The organism is Arthrobacter sp. HY1533 (assembly GCF_027568515.1).
Classification (GTDB): Bacteria; Actinomycetota; Actinomycetes; order Actinomycetales; family Micrococcaceae; genus Specibacter.
The window spans coordinates 1-15,996 of record NZ_JANKZF010000028.1 but is presented as its reverse complement, the minus strand read 5'-3'; the positions used below and the strand labels follow the sequence as shown (position 1 = coordinate 15,996).

Annotated in this window: 13 protein-coding genes; 7 read left to right on the top strand and 6 right to left on the bottom strand. The window is 65.4% G+C overall.

Annotated features, from left to right (window positions below; all coding sequences use genetic code 11):
* Nucleotides 1-128 precede the first annotated feature (128 nt).
* Together PCK14_RS16410 and PCK14_RS16405 are read right to left on the bottom strand one after the other, a co-directional pair.
* On the bottom strand, nucleotides 129-1,076 hold the full coding sequence (locus PCK14_RS16410; RefSeq protein ID WP_269939592.1) for an aminodeoxychorismate lyase: 948 nt from the start codon (nucleotides 1,074-1,076) through the stop codon (nucleotides 129-131).
* A gap of 9 nt (nucleotides 1,077-1,085) precedes the next feature.
* Nucleotides 1,086-1,697: an HdeD family acid-resistance protein gene (locus PCK14_RS16405; protein WP_269939591.1), complete on the bottom strand. Its 612-nt coding sequence runs from the start codon at nucleotides 1,695-1,697 to the stop codon at nucleotides 1,086-1,088.
* A gap of 200 nt (nucleotides 1,698-1,897) precedes the next feature.
* On the opposite strand from PCK14_RS16405, the gene cls reads away from it, so the two are divergent.
* Nucleotides 1,898-3,346, top strand: coding sequence for a cardiolipin synthase (cls, locus tag PCK14_RS16400; protein ID WP_269939590.1), 1,449 nt, complete (start codon nucleotides 1,898-1,900; stop codon nucleotides 3,344-3,346).
* Nucleotides 3,347-3,444: 98 nt separating this feature from the next.
* Here the strand turns inward: cls and pabB are convergent, their stop codons facing one another.
* The 4 genes from pabB to PCK14_RS16380 form a co-directional block, all read right to left on the bottom strand.
* Nucleotides 3,445-5,553, bottom strand: a complete 2,109-nt coding sequence (gene pabB / locus PCK14_RS16395; RefSeq protein ID WP_269939589.1) for an aminodeoxychorismate synthase component I — start codon at nucleotides 5,551-5,553, stop codon at nucleotides 3,445-3,447.
* Nucleotides 5,546-6,031 carry a low molecular weight protein-tyrosine-phosphatase gene (locus tag PCK14_RS16390; protein ID WP_269939588.1) on the bottom strand — a complete coding sequence of 162 codons (486 nt, stop codon included), beginning with the start codon at nucleotides 6,029-6,031 and terminating at the stop codon, nucleotides 5,546-5,548. Before PCK14_RS16390 ends, pabB begins: the two co-directional genes overlap by 8 nt.
* Before the next feature lie 71 nt (nucleotides 6,032-6,102).
* Complete coding sequence (locus PCK14_RS16385; protein WP_269939587.1) at nucleotides 6,103-6,723, bottom strand: LysE family transporter; 621 nt, start codon at nucleotides 6,721-6,723, stop codon at nucleotides 6,103-6,105.
* A gap of 43 nt (nucleotides 6,724-6,766) precedes the next feature.
* Nucleotides 6,767-7,612, bottom strand: coding sequence for a methyltransferase domain-containing protein (locus PCK14_RS16380; protein WP_269939586.1), 846 nt, complete (start codon nucleotides 7,610-7,612; stop codon nucleotides 6,767-6,769).
* Nucleotides 7,613-7,912: 300 nt separating this feature from the next.
* On the opposite strand from PCK14_RS16380, the gene dnaK reads away from it, so the two are divergent.
* The 6 genes from dnaK (at nucleotide 7,913) to PCK14_RS16350 (ending at nucleotide 15,907) form a co-directional block, all read left to right on the top strand.
* Nucleotides 7,913-9,784: a molecular chaperone DnaK gene (gene dnaK, locus PCK14_RS16375; RefSeq protein WP_269939585.1), complete on the top strand. Its 1,872-nt coding sequence runs from the start codon at nucleotides 7,913-7,915 to the stop codon at nucleotides 9,782-9,784.
* A gap of 2 nt (nucleotides 9,785-9,786) precedes the next feature.
* Nucleotides 9,787-10,347 (top strand): nucleotide exchange factor GrpE, encoded by a 561-nt coding sequence (locus tag PCK14_RS16370; protein ID WP_269939584.1) that lies wholly within the window; start codon nucleotides 9,787-9,789, stop codon nucleotides 10,345-10,347.
* 159 nt (nucleotides 10,348-10,506) lie between these two features.
* Nucleotides 10,507-11,496 (top strand): DnaJ C-terminal domain-containing protein, encoded by a 990-nt coding sequence (locus tag PCK14_RS16365; protein WP_269939583.1) that lies wholly within the window; start codon nucleotides 10,507-10,509, stop codon nucleotides 11,494-11,496.
* A 164-nt stretch (nucleotides 11,497-11,660) separates the two neighbouring features.
* The gene (locus tag PCK14_RS16360; protein WP_269939582.1) at nucleotides 11,661-12,101 is read left to right on the top strand and encodes a heat shock protein transcriptional repressor HspR; all 441 of its coding nucleotides are present in this window, start codon (nucleotides 11,661-11,663) and stop codon (nucleotides 12,099-12,101) included.
* Nucleotides 12,102-12,307: 206 nt separating this feature from the next.
* A complete protein-coding gene (locus PCK14_RS16355) occupies nucleotides 12,308-14,707 on the top strand; it encodes a hypothetical protein (RefSeq protein WP_269939581.1) in 2,400 nt (799 codons plus the stop codon).
* Between the two features lie 159 nt (nucleotides 14,708-14,866).
* A complete protein-coding gene (locus tag PCK14_RS16350) occupies nucleotides 14,867-15,907 on the top strand; it encodes a LacI family DNA-binding transcriptional regulator (RefSeq protein ID WP_269939580.1) in 1,041 nt (346 codons plus the stop codon).
* Nucleotides 15,908-15,996: the final 89 nt, after the last annotated feature.

Here is a 15,996-nt window from a genome sequence, read left to right as displayed (position 1 = left end):
CACCAGCAACATCCAACGCACCCAAGCCCTTGACCCATGGCTCAACCACTACAACAATGAACGCATCCACACCAGCACCGGAACAACACCCATCAACCGAGTGTCACCAACGTGATGGCCAGGTACACCTAGAGCGTTTTTGCCAGCAGAGCTGAAAGCTCGTCCGTGAGGGCCTTGCGGATCTCGGCGGTGCCGATTTCCGCACCGTCAATCGTGTTGACGGGCGCCAGCAGGCGCAGGCTGGAGATGAGCCACACGGCGTCGGCGTCGAGCAGGTCAGCGGGCGTCACGGGGCCGTAGCCCAGTTCCCAGCCTGCCGCCTTGGCCGCGGCAAACAGTGCCCCCTGCGTGGTGCCTGGCAGGATGCCGGTGTCCAGGTGCGGGGTGATGAGCCGCTTGACCGGCACCCCGGAATCGTCGGAAATGTGCGCCAGCAGTACGGACGACGTCGGCCCCTCCAACACGAGTTCGTCGCCGCTGGTGAAAATCACGTCATCGGCGCCCAGGGTGTGGGCGTGCCGCAGGGCGGCCATGTTGACCGCGTAGGAGAGCGTCTTGGCGCCCATGAGCAGCCAAGGGGCGCGGGCGGCAATGTCGCTGTCGTAGCCGCGCTCCAGCAGGACCACCGCCAGCCCCTTTTGGCGCTGCACTGCCAGGGCCGGGGAGACGGCGCTGACGGCAACCCAGGCCGTTGTGGTGTTGGCGCCCTCGGGGCCGCGGGTGGCAATGAGCTTGACCACGCACTGGGTTTCCCCGGCCGCGGCGGCTGCCGCACCGGGCCCGGCGTCGTCCGCTGCAGCGGGAGTCTGGGAGTCGGTCCAGGCCGCGACCGCCGTCGAAATCGCCGCCTCCCAGGACTCTGCGGCCGGGATGGCCAGGTCCATGGTGCGGGCTGATGCCGCCAGCCGGTCAAGGTGCGCCTGGAGCTTGCGGGGCACGCCGTCCACCGCGAGCAGGGATTCAAAAATCCCGTCCCCCCGCGTGACGCCCTGGTCCGTGGCCAGGATGGCGGGGGACGCGGCGTCGGCCAGGCGGCCTGCGGGGTGGACGGGATCCAGGAAAACCAGTGTTGTCATGCATCGAGCTTAGCTGGCGGCAAAGAGCTTCCTGCCAAAGGTGAAGGCGCGGACAATGCCCACGACGCCCAGGACAATCAGCATGATCGCGGTCATGAGCAGCAGCCAGGCGGCGGTCCACACGGGCACAACCAGCACCACGATGCCGGCCAGCACGCTGAGGATGCCGAACACGATGGCCCAGGTGCGGGAGGGGCCCTTGCCGGCCTCAGCCATGGCGATGATGCCCTCGAAGATCCAGCCGATGCCGATCATGATGACGGTGAAGATGACAAGGATTTCGCCCGTGGCCGCCGAGTTGCGGATAGCGATGATGCCGGCCACCAGGACAAACAGGCCCAGCAGGATGTCAAGGATGCGCATGCCGGCGGAGATGCTGTGGCTGAAGATGCCCACGGCCACCTTGATGGCTCCTGTGATCAGGAAGTTAATGCCCAGGAACACGGCCACGACGGCCATGGTCTTGCTGGGCCACAGGAGCAGCACAATGCCCAGGATGAGGGCTACGGCGCCGCTGACGGCAAAGGCTATGCGCAGCCACTTGACGGCTTTCTCGGTGAGCTTGTGCGGATCAAGGGCAAAAATGTCGAATGTGGCTTGCGTGCTGGCGGAGCTGCTCATGGCGTGTTCCTTACATGGTGCGATCGTTTGGTTTCTTGTGGATCTCAAAGTCACGCCCAGCATAACGGCACCATGCCACGGGGGCCGGCAGGAATCGGCGGTTGCCATGTGCCGTTAGGCTATTGTCACCTGCGCGGACACTGGCGCGCATCTACGGGGAGGCACGGATGATCTCGACGGCGTTCAGTCTGCCGGATTCAATGAGTGTCTGGCTTTCTGCGCTCATCTTGCTGGTTGACCTGGCCATCCGCATCGTGGTGCTGGGTGTGATCCCGGGCAACCGGCGCCCCACCACAGCCATGGCCTGGCTGCTGTGCATCTTCTTTTTGCCCTACATTGGCCTGCTCCTGTTCCTCATGTTTGGCAACTTCCGGCTCTCACGACGTCGGCGGGAGACTCAGGCTGCCGTCAACGAGCGCATCCTGGCGGGAACGCAGGACATTGCCTCCCAGGTGCCCGAGTACGAGGGGCCGGCCTGGGTGAAGTCGGCCATGGAGCTGAACCAGAACCTGGGCTATTTCCCGGCCCTGGGCGGCAACACGGTCCAGCTCATTGAGGGCTACCAGGAGTCGCTGGATGCCATGGCCGAGGAGGTCAGCCGCGCCACCGACTACGTCAATGCCGAGTTCTACATCATGAGCTCCGATGCCAGCACCGACAGGCTGTTTGCGGAACTGGAGGCGGCCGCCGAACGCGGCGTTAGGGTGCGCGTGCTCTTTGACCACATTGGTTCGCTGCGGGTACCCGGCTACCGGCACATGATCCGCCGGCTGAAGAACAGCTCCATCCAATGGCGGCGCATGCTGCCGCTGCTGCCCGTCAAGGGCCAGTGGCGCCGCCCCGACCTGCGCAACCACCGCAAGATCCTTGTGGTCGACGGGCGGGTGGGGTTCACAGGTTCACAGAACGTCATTGAACCGTCCTACCGAAAGAAGAAGAACGCCCGGATCGGACGCGAGTGGGTTGAGCTGATGTCCCGGCTGGAGGGGCCCATCGTGGGCACGCTCAACGTCATGTTTGCCACGGACTGGTCCTCGGAAACCGAGGAGAACCTGGAATCACAACTCGCGGCGTACCACTGGAACTCCTTCTCCGGCGGCTCCCTGTGCCAGGTGGTCCCCAGCGGCCCGGGGTTCGTGACGGAAAACAACCTGCGCCTGTTCAACACGCTGCTGTACTCGGCGGAGGAATGCATCACCATCTCCAGCCCATACTTTGTGCCCGATGACTCCCTGCTCTACGCCATCACAACCGCCGCCCAGCGAGGGGTCACTGTGGAGCTGTTCGTCTCCGAGGCCGGCGACCAGTTCCTGGTCCACCACGCCCAGCGGTCCTACTACGAGGCGCTGCTGAAGGCCGGGGTGCGGATTTACCTCTACCCCAAGCCGCTGGTTTTGCACGCCAAGCACTTCACCGTGGACTCCGAGGTGGCCGTGATCGGCTCCTCGAACATGGACATGCGCAGCTTCTCCCTGAACCTCGAGGTGACGGTCATGATTGTCGACGGCAGCGTGGTGCAGCGCATGCATGAGGTTGAGGACCACTACCGGGCCGTTTCCCGTGAGCTGCTGCTGGACGAATGGGAGAACCGGCCCATCCTGGCCCGCTACGTGGACAACGTGGCCCGCCTAACCGCCACGATCCAGTAACCCGCCAGCGCATGACCGCACCTTTCACGCTTATCTGCGGTCAGCTGCCCGCGGATAAGCGTGAAAGGTGCGGCCAAGCGGGAAAAGTGCGGTCTTGCTCAGGCGGGGAAGGTGGCGCCCAGGGTCGACAGGACGCCGTAGGCCTTGGCCTGGATCTCCTGCCACTCCGCCTCGTCCTCGGAGTCCGCCGTGATGGCGCCGCCGACACCCAATGAAAGCTGCGTGCCGCCGTCGGGCGTGTCCGCGAGGACCAGCGTGCGGATCACCACCGACAGGTCTGTGGCCGCATTGAGTGAGAAATAGCCGATCGCGCCCGAGTAGATGCCGCGCGGACCGGCCTCCAAGCTGTCCAGGATGGCCATGGTGCTGATCTTGGGTGCGCCCGTCATGGACCCTGCCGGGAACGCGGCAGCCACGGCCTGCGCCCGCGAACTGCCCGGAGCCAGCTGCGCCTCGATGGTGCTGACCATCTGGTGCACCGTGGCGTAGCTTTCAATGGCACACAACCGCGGCACGGACAGCGAGGCAGGCACGGCAAAGTGGGAGAGGTCGTTCCGCAGCAGGTCCACGATCATGATGTTCTCCGCCCGGTCCTTCAGGGAAGTCGCCAGGTCCACCTTGAGCGCCTGGTCCACGGCCGGGTCGGGATCGCGGCGCCGGGTGCCCTTGATGGGCTCGGCGCGCATGAGCCCGGCCGCATCGATGCGCAGGAACCGTTCAGGGGACGTGCTGGCAACGCCCAGCCCGCCCAAGCGCAGGAACGCCGCAAAGGGGGCGGGATTCCGGGCCCGCAGCGCCTGGTAGGTGGTCCACGAGTCCACCCGGTGCTCCGTGCGTGCCTCGAGCGTGGTGGTCAGGCAGACCTCGTAGGAATTGCCGTCGTGGATCTGCCCCTGGGCTGCCGCGATCATCTCCTTGTAGCGGCGCTCGCCGTCCCGGGCCGTGAAGGCCGGAGGGTTCGCCGCTGCTGGGATGCCCGACGCCGGCTGGCCGGCAGCCTGCATCGCTGCGCGGACGGTCTCCAGGAACTCCGAGGCCTCGCCCTCCGAGCGCGGGTGGTGGGCGCCCGAGAGGGTCAGGGCATAGAGGCAGCCCTCCTGGTGGTCCAGGACCACGGCACGGCCGGCAAACAGGAGCGCGGCGTCGGGAACGGCGGAGGAGGGGGCCTGTGCCTCGTGTTGCACGCGGGCGCCACCGGTCTCCGCCTTGAGCTCATAGCCCAGCCAGCCCAGCCAGCCGAGGGTGAAGTCCCCCGGGTAGTGGTCAGGTGCGCGAACAGCCTTGCGGCCCCACACGGAATCGAGCCAGCGGAAGAACGGGCCGCGGATGCGGGTGGTGACCTGGCCAGCGGTCACCGTGGTCACCCCGCCGCTGTGGGAGGCGGTCTGGCCAAAGCAGCCAGAGTGGTCGGCCATGATGGAAAAGCGCGACCGGGCGGCGGCCGGCCCGGCACCGGCGATTGCTCCCGACGTGGCATTGCTGCCCTCTGAAGTGGAGCTGTCGAGCCACACTGCATGCTCCGCATCCCCGTACAGGGCGTGGAAGAGCCCGGCCGCGGAGGGCATCCCGTCCATCCGGACTGCCGAGAATTCCAGGCCGCGGCGGCGCGCCAGCTCCGGGGCGAGCACGTGTTCCAGGGCAGGGAGCTGTGTCAGGGCGTCCAGCACAAATTCGGGGGCGCCGGCCACGCCGTGGGTGCCGTCCACCAGGACGTCGGCGGCTTCGATCCCGGCGTCGTCGGCCTGGAGCCGCTCTTCCTGCCCGGCCCAGAGGTCCCAGAACGGGGCGTAGGTCTCGCCGTCGCGGGCCAGGGCTCGTTGCTTTCGGGTCTGGCTCGGCGCATCGACCCAGACCACGGCGTCAAGGAAACCGGCAGCGCGGCCGTGCGAGGAGCCCACACCCTCCACAATCACGACGGGCGCCACGGCTGTGGTCCGGGAGGCGCCGTCGTTCTGGGCCTCCCAGTCCCAGGCCGTCCACGTGGCGGCCAAGCCCTGGCTCAGGGGTGCCAGGACGGAGTCTATGTAGCGTTCCACACCGCCGGCCAGGCCGTCCCAGCCGGGGTAAATGTCCTCGAGGTGGAACAAGGACACGGGGCGGTGGCGGCGCAGCAGGGTGGCCAGTTCCACGGCCACGGTGGTCTTCCCGGCGCCGGAGCGGCCGTCGACGGCGATGAGCACCGGGCGCTGGGGTTGGGGATCAGCCACGGGCGTGCGCCAGGATGCCGGGGATCGCGGCCGAGATGAACTCCCAGCTGGCCTCAAAGTCGTTGGAGTCGCCGTACCAGGGGTCGTAGATGCCCTGTGCCGCGGGGCCGTCGGAGGCCACTTCGGGGTCGAAAGAGCGCAGCATGCGCACCTTGGCGGCCGCCTCGGGGCTGGGGGCCAGGGCGCGCAGGGCGTCGTAGTGGTCCGTGTCCAGGGCCAGGATGAGGTCGCGCTCGGCGAACCAGTCCGGGTTGAAGCTGCGGGCGGTGTGCTTTGCCGGGTTGATGCCGTGGCGGGCCAGGACGGCCTTGGCGCGCGGATCCATGGGCTTGCCCAACTCCCAGGCCGTGGTCCCCGCGGAGTCCACCACAATGTCCACGCCCGCCTGCGCGGCGGCGTCGGCCACCATGAATTCAGCCATGGGGGAGCGGCAGATGTTGCCTGTGCAAACAGTGGTGATCCGGTACGGGGACGTCATTGAGACAGTCTATCGGCGGGGCCACGTCCGGCCGCGGGGTGCAGGGCAACCCTGCCCCGTGCTCAAGGCGGCTATACGAGTGCCAGCAGGATACCCACGGCGATGAACAGGATGCCGAAGATCCGGTTGAGGACCAGCTGTCCGCGCTCGCTGGTGGTCAGGTGCTTGAGCTGCTTGGCACCGGCGGCAAAGATGAACCACATGACGATGATGTCGATGACCACCACTGTGGCCGTCAGGATCACGTATTGCGGCAGCAGCGGCTCGTCGGGGCGGATGAACTGGGGCATGAACGCCAGGAAAAACACAATGGCCTTGGGGTTCAGCAGGTTGACCCACAGCCCGCGGCGGAACATCGAGAACCCGGACTCGACCACGGCGGGCGAGTCCGGGCCGTCGACCTTCTCGGCCTTGGCCAGCAGCTTCCGGATGCCCAAGTAGACCAGGTACGCGGCGCCCACATAGCGGATCATCATGAACAGGAACGGCGAACTGGAGACCAGGATGCCCACACCTGCCGCGACGATGATCACGTGGATCACCAGCGCCAGCTGCTGGCCAAGGATCCCCCAGAAGGAGCGTCGGAATCCGGAGGTCAGTGCGTTGGACATCGTGTTGATGGCCCCCGCACCCGGGGTCAGGCTGATCATGGCGCCGGCGCCGGCAAGGGCCAGCCAAAGGGAAAACTGCATCCGCCCAGCTTATCGCCGGCCGGGCTGGCGCGTGGGATCACCGTCAGGCCCGGGCGATGATCTCCCCGTTCGGCATGACGAACCAGCCGTCGGGCGAGGCGCCCCAGGCCCGCCATCCGGCCGAAATCCGCTCAAGTGTTGCCTTGTCCGCAAAGCCGTAGGCCGTGGCCTGCTCGGCAAAAGCCGAACCCACCACGCGGTCCGCCCAGACCCCGGCGAGCCAGGCACGCTGCTCCGGGGTCGCGTAGAGCCAGCTGGCGGTCGACGGCGTGACATCGGTGAATCCCGCAGCCCTGGCCCAGTGCAGCAGCCGCCGCCCCGCGTCGGGTTCGGCCTGGTTGTGCCGGGCAACCTTCTGGTACAGCTCCATCCATTCATCGAGCTCCGGCAGCTGCGGGTACCAGGACATGCCGTGGAAGTCAGCGTCGCGCACGGCCACGATGCCGCCGGGCTTGGCCACCCGGCGCATCTCGCGCAGGGCCTCGACGGGGTCGGTCAGGTGTTGGAGGACCTGATGGGCGTGCACCACATCGAAGGAGTCGTCAGGGAGGTCCAAGTTGTAGATGTCGCCCGTGTCAAAGCTCAGGTTGGCCAGGTGCTGCTCGCGGGCCAGCGCGGTGGCGGCGGCAACCACCTCCGGGGCGCGGTCCAGTCCAAGCACGGGACCAGGTGCCACGAGGCGGGCAAAGTCGGAGGTGATGGTGCCGGGGCCGGACCCCACATCCAGCACGGACAAGCCGTGGCCCAGGTGCGGGATGAGATAGGCGGCGGAGTTTTGGGCCGTGCGGGAGGTGTGGGACCGCAGCACGCTCTCGTGGTGGCCGTGCGTGTAGACGTCGCCCTGGTTTCCTGTGTTTCCGGTGCTTTCGGTGCTGGGTTGCTCGCTCATGCGAGCAGACTATTCCTGTCCGGCTTTCCCCACTAGAAGTGTTCATAATGTGAGATTGACAGTCCAAATTGCGGACAGGCAGTGACGCGCGGAAGTGGCGCAGCGCACAAAAACCAGCCATCCGGCGTCGTTCTTGTTCGCCCACCGTGAAAGTTGAGTCAACTACGCTCAACTTGGCTTGACATGAAAACGAGTCTGAGTAAAGTTGAGTGCAGAACGCTCAATACCGCTGATTGAGCGAACCCGCAGCCACCCCGGTTGCGGAATTGTTTAGCCAGCGGCTCATGAAAGGAACCACTTATGTCACGTGCTGTAGGTATTGACCTCGGAACCACAAACTCTGTTGTATCCGTCCTGGAAGGCGGCGAGCCCACGGTTATCGCCAACGCCGAAGGCGGCCGCACCACCCCCTCAGTTGTTGCCTTCTCCAAGAGCGGCGAAGTCCTGGTTGGCGAAATCGCCAAGCGCCAGGCCGTCAACAACATTGACCGCACCATTGCCTCCGTCAAGCGCCACATGGGCACCGACTGGAACGTCGACATCGACGGCAAGAAGTACACGGCGCAGGAAATCTCCGCCCGCATCCTGATGAAGCTCAAGAACGACGCCGAGTCCTACCTGGGTGAAAAGGTCACCGACGCTGTCATCACCGTCCCGGCCTACTTCAACGACGCCGAGCGCCAGGCCACGAAGGAAGCCGGCGAAATTGCCGGCCTGAAGGTGCTGCGCATTGTCAACGAGCCCACGGCCGCTGCCTTGGCTTACGGCCTGGAAAAGGGCAAGGAAGACGAGCTCATCCTGGTATTCGACCTCGGTGGCGGAACGTTTGACGTCTCCCTGCTCGAAGTTGGCAAGGACGAAGACAACTTCTCCACCATCCAGGTCCGCGCAACTGCCGGTGACAACCGCCTCGGCGGCGACGACTGGGACCAGCGCGTAGTTGACTACCTGCTGAACCAGCTCAAGGTCAAGGGCATCGACCTGTCCAAGGACAAGATCGCCCTGCAGCGCCTGAAGGAAGCTGCCGAGCAGGCCAAGAAGGAACTGTCCTCGGCCTCCAGCACCAGCGTTTCGCTCCAGTACCTCTCCGTCACCCCCGACGGCCCGGTGCACCTGGACGAGCAGCTGACCCGCGCCAAGTTCCAGGAACTGACCGCGGACCTGCTGGACCGGACCAAGAAGCCGTTCAACGACGTCATCAAGGAAGCCGGCATCAAGGTTTCGGACATCGACCACATCGTGCTTGTTGGTGGTTCCACCCGCATGCCCGCCGTCTCCGAGCTGGTCAAGGAACTGGCCGGTGGCCAGGAGCCCAACAAGGGTGTCAACCCGGATGAGGTTGTGGCCGTTGGTGCCGCACTGCAGGCTGGCGTGCTGAAGGGCGAGCGCAAGGACGTTCTGCTGATCGACGTCACCCCGCTGTCCCTGGGCATTGAAACCAAGGGTGGTGTCATGACGCACCTGATCGAGCGCAACACGGCCATCCCGACCAAGCGCAGCGAGACCTTCACCACCGCTGATGACAACCAGCCGTCAGTGGCCATCCAGGTCTTCCAGGGCGAGCGCCAGTTCACCCGCGACAACAAGCCGCTGGGCACGTTCGAGCTGACCGGTATCGCTCCGGCTCCGCGCGGCGTCCCGCAGGTTGAGGTCACCTTCGACATCGATGCCAACGGCATTGTGCACGTCTCCGCCAAGGACAAGGGCACAGGTGTTGAGCAGTCCATGACCATCACCGGTGGTTCCTCGCTCTCCAAGGAAGACATCGAGCGCATGGTTCGCGACGCTGAAGAGCACGCTTCCGAGGACAAGGCACGCCGCGAGGCAGCCGATCTGCGCAACTCCGCGGAGCAGCTGGCCTACTCCGTGGACAAGGTCCTGGCCGACAACGACGACAAGCTCGCCGATGAGGTCAAGAACCCGGTCAAGGAAGATGTCACCGCGCTGAAGACCGCTCTTGCCGGCGATGACGAGGATGCCGTGAAGGCTGCCTTCGAGAAGCTGCAGGCTTCGCAGTCCTCACTGGGCGAGGCCATCTACGCCGCAGCCGCGGCTGAGGGTGCAACGGCCGACGCCGGTGCTTCCGAAGGTGCAGCTTCCTCCGATGCAGGCGCTGACGAAGACATCGTCGACGCCGAGATCATCGACGAAGACGCAGACGAGAAGAAGTAGCCATGACGCAGTCAGTAAACCCCGAAGAGGGCGAGCCGGTGGTCGAGCCTGTCGAGACCCCCGAGGGCGATGCACTCTCCCAGGCCGAAGACATCCTCAACGGTGTCGAGGTTCCGGCAGAGGAGTCAGTCGCCCCCGGGGCGGCTGCTGACGACGCTGCAGAATTGAAGAACGACCTTCTTCGCCTGCAGGCCGAGTACGTCAACTACCGCAAGCGCGTCGAGCGTGACCGGGCCGTTGCCGGACAGATGGCCGTCATTGGCGTGCTGAACTCACTGCTTCCGGTCCTGGATGACATTGACGCCGGGCGCACGCACGGCGACATCGTGGACGGGCCGTTCGCGGCCATCGCCGCGAAGCTGGAAACCGCCCTCGCAACGTACGGCCTGGAAAAGATCGACGCCACCGGCGTTCCGTTCGATCCGACTGTGCATGAGGCACTCATCCAGCAGCCTGCAGCAGACATCGAGGTTGACACTGTCAGCCAGGTGCTGCGCAACGGCTACAAGTCCGGCGAACGCATCCTGCGCGCCGCACAGGTAATCGTGGCAGTACCGGAGTAACAAACGACTGGTGGGGGGGGGGGGGGGGCCGGGGGGGGGGGGGCCCGGCGCGCCCCCCCCACAAACCAAAAAAAAACGGGTGGTCTAGCCTTTCCACACGGGGGGTTCTCTAACGGCTCGACCACCAAATTTCCCACAAACTTTTAGAAAGGAGGCGTCTTGGCAAGTCAGGACTGGGCAGAAAAGGACTTCTACAAAATTCTCGGTGTGGCCAAGGATGCATCGGATGCCGACATCAAGAAGGCATACCGGAAGCTCGCCCGCAAATACCACCCGGACACCAACTCCGGTGACCCTGTTGCGGAAAAGACTTTCAAGGACGTCTCCGAAGCGTATTCAGTGCTCTCCAGCAAGGAAGACCGCGAACAGTACGACGCCATCCGCGCCATGGGAGGCGGCGCCCGCTTCAGCGCAGGCGGTGCCGGCCAGGGCGCCGGCGGCGGCTTTGAAGACGTCTTCGGAGACCTCTTTGGCGGCGGCCGCGGTGGCCGCGCACCGCGCGGCGGCTCACAGGGCTTCAACGGCTCGGGCCTGCCGCCGGAATTCGCCGACCTGTTTGGCGGCGGCGGGGGAGGCGGCTTCGGCGGCTTCCAACCCCAGCCCACCAAGGGCGCGGACCGCACGGCGAGCACCAGCATTTCCTTCGCCGGATCCATCAACGGCACCAAGATTGGCCTGCGCGAGCCCAACGGCGAGGTCATTGATGTGCGCATCCCCGCCGGCATCAAGGACGGCCAGAAGGTCCGCGTCAAGGGCAAGGGCCAATCCGGTTCGGCCGGGCCGGGCGATTTGATGGTGACCGTCAATGTCAAGCCGCACGACTTCTTTGTCCGCGACGGCAACAACATCCGCATCCACGTCCCTGTCACGTTCCCCGAGGCGGCACTGGGCGCCGACATCAGCGTCCCCACGCTGACAGGGGACACCGTGCGTGTCCGTGTTCCGGCGGGCACTCCGTCAGGGCGCACGCTGCGCGTCAAGGGCGCCGGCGTCAAGACCTCAAAGGGCGACGGCGACCTGCTCGTCACGATCGACGTGGCAGTTCCGCAGAAGCTCAACAAGGAGGCTGAGGAGGCAGTGCGTGCCTTTGCCGCCGCAACCGCCGACGGCGACCCTCGCGCTGCGTTGAAAGACAAAGCCAAACTGTAGCGGCACCGGTGGTTGAGCCTGTTCCCGGTGGTCGATCCCCATCCCGGTGGTCGATCCCCAGACGCTCCCAGGCCTCGTGCCTCGGCCAGGGGCCCTCGCGTCGGGGGCCCCATGTCGAGACCGGATCCCCGCTCAACCACCGAAACGCCTAGAAAGGAAACACAATGATTGTTGACCCGTACGCACCCATCTTTGTGATTTCCGTGGCCGCCGAGCTGGCCGAAATGCACCCGCAGACGCTGCGCCAGTACGACCGGCTCGGCATTGTCAGCCCCGGGCGCGCCCCGGGCCGCGCCCGGCGTTACTCGCAGCACGACGTCGAGATGCTGCGCGAAGTCCAGCGGTTGTCGCAGGAGGGCGTCTCCTTGGAGGGCATCCGCCGCATCATGGACCTGCAAAACCAGGTGGACGCCCTGCGCGCCAAGGTCGTTGAGCTCAGCGATGAGCTGGAAGCAGTTTCCGCGCAAATGGCCTCGGGCCTGCCCCGCGCCAACAGCCGCGTGTTCGCCGCTGGCCTGGCCGGCGGGGACATCGTTGCCCTGGCCCGGGGCCAGCGCCCCCGCCCGCGCAGCCAGGCAGTTGTGGTCTGGCGCCCACAGCGCTGAAACCATGCGCCGGCCCGCCCGGCACCGCTTGTGCAGGCCCGCAGATTTCTGCGGGCCTGCTTTGTTTAAGGCAGGCACGATGGACTCGAATTAATTTGTTGAATCATTTAACTAAAACGATTGACTAGAACATTTGCTGACGATAGCTTTGGTTGAGATTTAGGCCCTGGCCCCTCTCCCAACCCACAGAACAGCAATGGAGCATCGTGGCAGACAACTTCACCCTCTACGTCATTCACACCACCCACACGGACATCGGCTACACCGACACCCAGGAGAAGGTGAAGGCGCACCACATCGCCTTCATCCGTGAGGCCCTCGACCTGGTGGAGCGTGAGCCGCGATTCCGCTGGAACTGCGAAGCCTATTGGGCCGTGCGTGAGTTCCTGAAGGTGGCCGACGACAGCGAGCGGGACCGTTTTGTCAAGGCTGTCGAGGATGGCCGCATCGGCCTGTCCGGAAGCCACTTCAACCTCACGGACCTCATTCCCGAATTTGTGCACACCCGGATCATGGATGAGGCCAAGTCGGAACGTGATGCCCTCGGAATCACGGCAGCCAGCGCCCTGACGGCAGACGTCAATGGCTACAGCTGGGGCTTCGCCGACGTCCTTGCCCGCCAGGGCGTCAAGCACCTCATGTCCAACATCCACATCCACCACGGCTACTACCCGCTGGGCCGCAAGCAGACGGCATTCTGGTGGGAGTCCCCGCTCGGCGAGAAGGTGCTGGCCTGGTCCGGCGACCACTACATCCTGGGCAATGAACTCGGCATCTCCGGTACCCCTGCCTACGAGTACGTCATCAGGGACGGGAAGTCCGGTTCCCAGTTGGACCCGCATGAGCTCTCGGTCAAGCGAATTGGCGCCTATGTGGAGAGCCTGAAGGAGGGCGGCTACGAACTGCCGTTCGCGCCAGTTAGCGTCTGCGCCTACATGACGGACAACGCATCCCCGTCATTGCGCGTCCTGGAATTCTGCGACCGCTTCAACGCTGAAGGGCATGGCGTTGAGTTGAAGATGGTCACCCTCGACGAGTTCTTTGAGGCAGTGCTGGCGTCCGGCGCCGACATCCCAACCCACCGGGGCGACTGGACCGACTGGTGGGCGGATGGAATTGGTTCGACGCCGGCCGAGGTGACGCAATACCGTGCCGCGGCCCGCAGCCTGCACATGGCGGGCAAGCTGGATTCCGACGAGCAGATCGGCGGTCCCGCAAACTACGACTCCGCTTACGCGAACCTCATGTTCTACGGCGAGCACACCTGGGGATACTCCTCTTCGATCTCGGAGCCGTACCACCCGCAGGTCAACAACCTGGACCAGTGGAAGCGTCTCTACGCCCTGAAGGCTGCCGAATCGGCCACGATTGTCCGCGAGGGCATCCAGGCCCACTATGGCGAGACGGCCCCCTCGGCCCAGCGTGAGGTCTCCTTCCGTGCCGTCAACCCGCACGACCGGCCGGTCACCGAAATGGTGGTCATCGAGGTGGAGCACTTTTATGGGCACAAGCACTTTGATGTGGTCAACGCGGAGACCGGCGAGAGTGTCGAGTTCCAGATCAGCTCCCATTCGCGCGGCCCGCAGATGTGCATCTGGGCGCACTTTGAGCCCAAGCAGGTGCTGAGCTGGGTCCTGAAGGAACTGCCTGCACCGCCGCTCGCCTCCGCCGGACTCGTGGCCTACGCCGGTTCCGACGGGGTTGCGGACCTCCGCTGGCACGTCGAGGAGAAGCGCGCCGCGGGCGGAGTGGCCACTGTCGAGGAGATCGACAACGCCTTCTTCACCATCCGCTACCGCGCCGGCGCGGGAATTGTCTCAATCCTCGACAAGACAAATGATCGCGAACTCATCGCAGAAGGGCGGGACCACGGGGCGTTCACGCCCATCCATGAGGTCACCCCGCGCCGCATGGGCGAGGACTACGGCTCGGTCCGGCAGAACCTGGGTCGCTCGCGCAAGGCCATCCGCACGCAGCGCAGCGTCGGGGAACTCTTCGATGTCCAGGTCCTCGAGGACGGGGCGCTTTTCTCACGCGTTGAACTGAGCTACCGGATCGAGGGTGCTGAGGAATGCTCGGTGATCCTGACCTCCTACAAGCACGCACCCAAGCTCGACATTGACCTGCGCCTGCACAAGAAGAGCGTGTGGGAGCCGGAAAACCTCTACCTGTCGCTCCCGTTCATCGCCGATCAGACCTACATCGACAAGGCCGGGGCCATCATGCGCCCGCGCATCGACCAGCTTCCCGGGTCGTGCATCGATTTTTATGCGATCCAGAATGCAGTGGTGTTCGCCTCGGAGGCGCCCGTGGTTCTCGCCTGCACCGACGTGCCGCTGGTGGCCATGGGCCCGCTTGAAACGCGCCCCACCCAGCTCATGGGTGAAGGCGTCCCGAATGTCGACGAGGTCTACTCCTGGGTCATGAACAACTACTGGGAGACCAACTTCAAGGCGAGTCTGGGCGGCTTCCACCAGTTCCACTACGAACTGGCCGTGCTCCAGGGTGCGGATGCGGCAGAATCCTTTGAGGTTGCCGAGACCATGAACGAGGGCATCCTGGCGTTCACCGTATTCGAGGGCGAACCCCAGGTGCCTGCACGCTAGATGCGCCGTCCGGGGCCGTCCGCGGCCCCGGATTTGGCTGCCAGCGGCATCGGATAATGTGGTGTCGGGTACTGCAGCGGTGCCCGGCACCAAATTAATCGTTTTAGCTCCAAGACAGGAGAAACACCACCCATGGAGCACGGGGTTGGATCTACCTCAGTGGGAGCGGGCCAAAGGCCGGCCAAGCCCAAGCGCGTGACCATCACGGACATCGCCCGGATGGCCGGGGTCTCCCCGGGAGCGGTTTCATTCGCCCTCAATGGCCGGCCCGGCGTGAGCGATCAGACGCGCAGCCGCATCCTCAGCATTGCCCAGGAGCACCAGTGGGTGCCGAGTTCGGCGGCCCGCGCGCTGGTCGGCTCCCGGGCCGGCGTCATTGGATTTGCCGTGAACCGCTCGGCCAGCACACTGGGCACCGAAGCGTTCTTCACCGACCTGATCGCCGGTGTCCAGTCGGCCCTGGCCGAGTTCCACATCGCGATGCAGATGGTTCTGGTCAGCTCGATCGAGGAGGAAGTGGCCACCTACCGCCACTGGCGCGGCGCCAACCAGGTGGACGGCGTGATTGTGATCGACCCCCGCGATGACGACCCCAGGCTCGCGGCCCTCACGGAGATGGACCTGCCCGCCGTCGTCATTGGCAGCCACAGCTCCGACGCCGGGCACCCGGCCACGATCTGGCTCGATGACAGCCAGGTGGCCCACACGCTGTTCGACTACCTGGCCGCCCTGGGGCACCGCTCCATCGCCTACGTCGCCGGCCCTGCCGAGTTCCAGCACACCCGCATGCGCATCGAGGTCCTTGCTGTCCTGGGCGGCCGGGGAGTCAGCGGCGAGGTGATTGCCACGGACTTCTCGCCGGCGGCGGCCACGGCCACCACGCGCCGCCTGCTCAGCCGGGCCGAACGGCCCAGTGCCATTGTGTTCGACAATGACATGATGGCCATCGCCGGCCTCCGCGTGGCCCAGGAAATGCGCCTGTCCGTCCCGGCGGAGCTCTCGATTGCCTCCTTTGACGACTCGGTGGTCGCGGGTCTGGTGCGCCCCTCGATCACGTGCATCACCCGCGACACGTTCGGCCTGGGGGCCGATGCCGCAAACTTCCTGCGTGAGCAGATTGAGGCCGAGGAAGTGTTGCCGGACAGGATTGGCGCCCTGCCCCAGCTCACCGTCCGTGAAAGCACGGCCGCACCGAACTAGCCTTAAATTGCAGGAGGGGCGCCGCGGGAATCCGCGGCGGCCCCCCCGTTTTTTGCGCGCGCCCGCAATGCCGGGGACCCCCGGGTGTG

Coding starts and splice junctions, on each gene's coding strand:
- PCK14_RS16410 (WP_269939592.1), bottom strand. CDS start 1,076: ATGACAACACTGGTTTTCCTGGATCCCGTCCACCCCGCAGGCCGCCTG.
- PCK14_RS16405 (WP_269939591.1), bottom strand. CDS start 1,697: ATGAGCAGCTCCGCCAGCACGCAAGCCACATTCGACATTTTTGCCCTT.
- cls (WP_269939590.1), top strand. CDS start 1,898: ATGAGTGTCTGGCTTTCTGCGCTCATCTTGCTGGTTGACCTGGCCATC.
- PCK14_RS16390 (WP_269939588.1), bottom strand. CDS start 6,031: ATGACGTCCCCGTACCGGATCACCACTGTTTGCACAGGCAACATCTGC.
- PCK14_RS16385 (WP_269939587.1), bottom strand. CDS start 6,723: ATGCAGTTTTCCCTTTGGCTGGCCCTTGCCGGCGCCGGCGCCATGATC.
- PCK14_RS16380 (WP_269939586.1), bottom strand. CDS start 7,612: ATGAGCGAGCAACCCAGCACCGAAAGCACCGGAAACACAGGAAACCAG.
- dnaK (WP_269939585.1), top strand. CDS start 7,913: ATGTCACGTGCTGTAGGTATTGACCTCGGAACCACAAACTCTGTTGTA.
- PCK14_RS16370 (WP_269939584.1), top strand. CDS start 9,787: ATGACGCAGTCAGTAAACCCCGAAGAGGGCGAGCCGGTGGTCGAGCCT.
- PCK14_RS16360 (WP_269939582.1), top strand. CDS start 11,661: ATGATTGTTGACCCGTACGCACCCATCTTTGTGATTTCCGTGGCCGCC.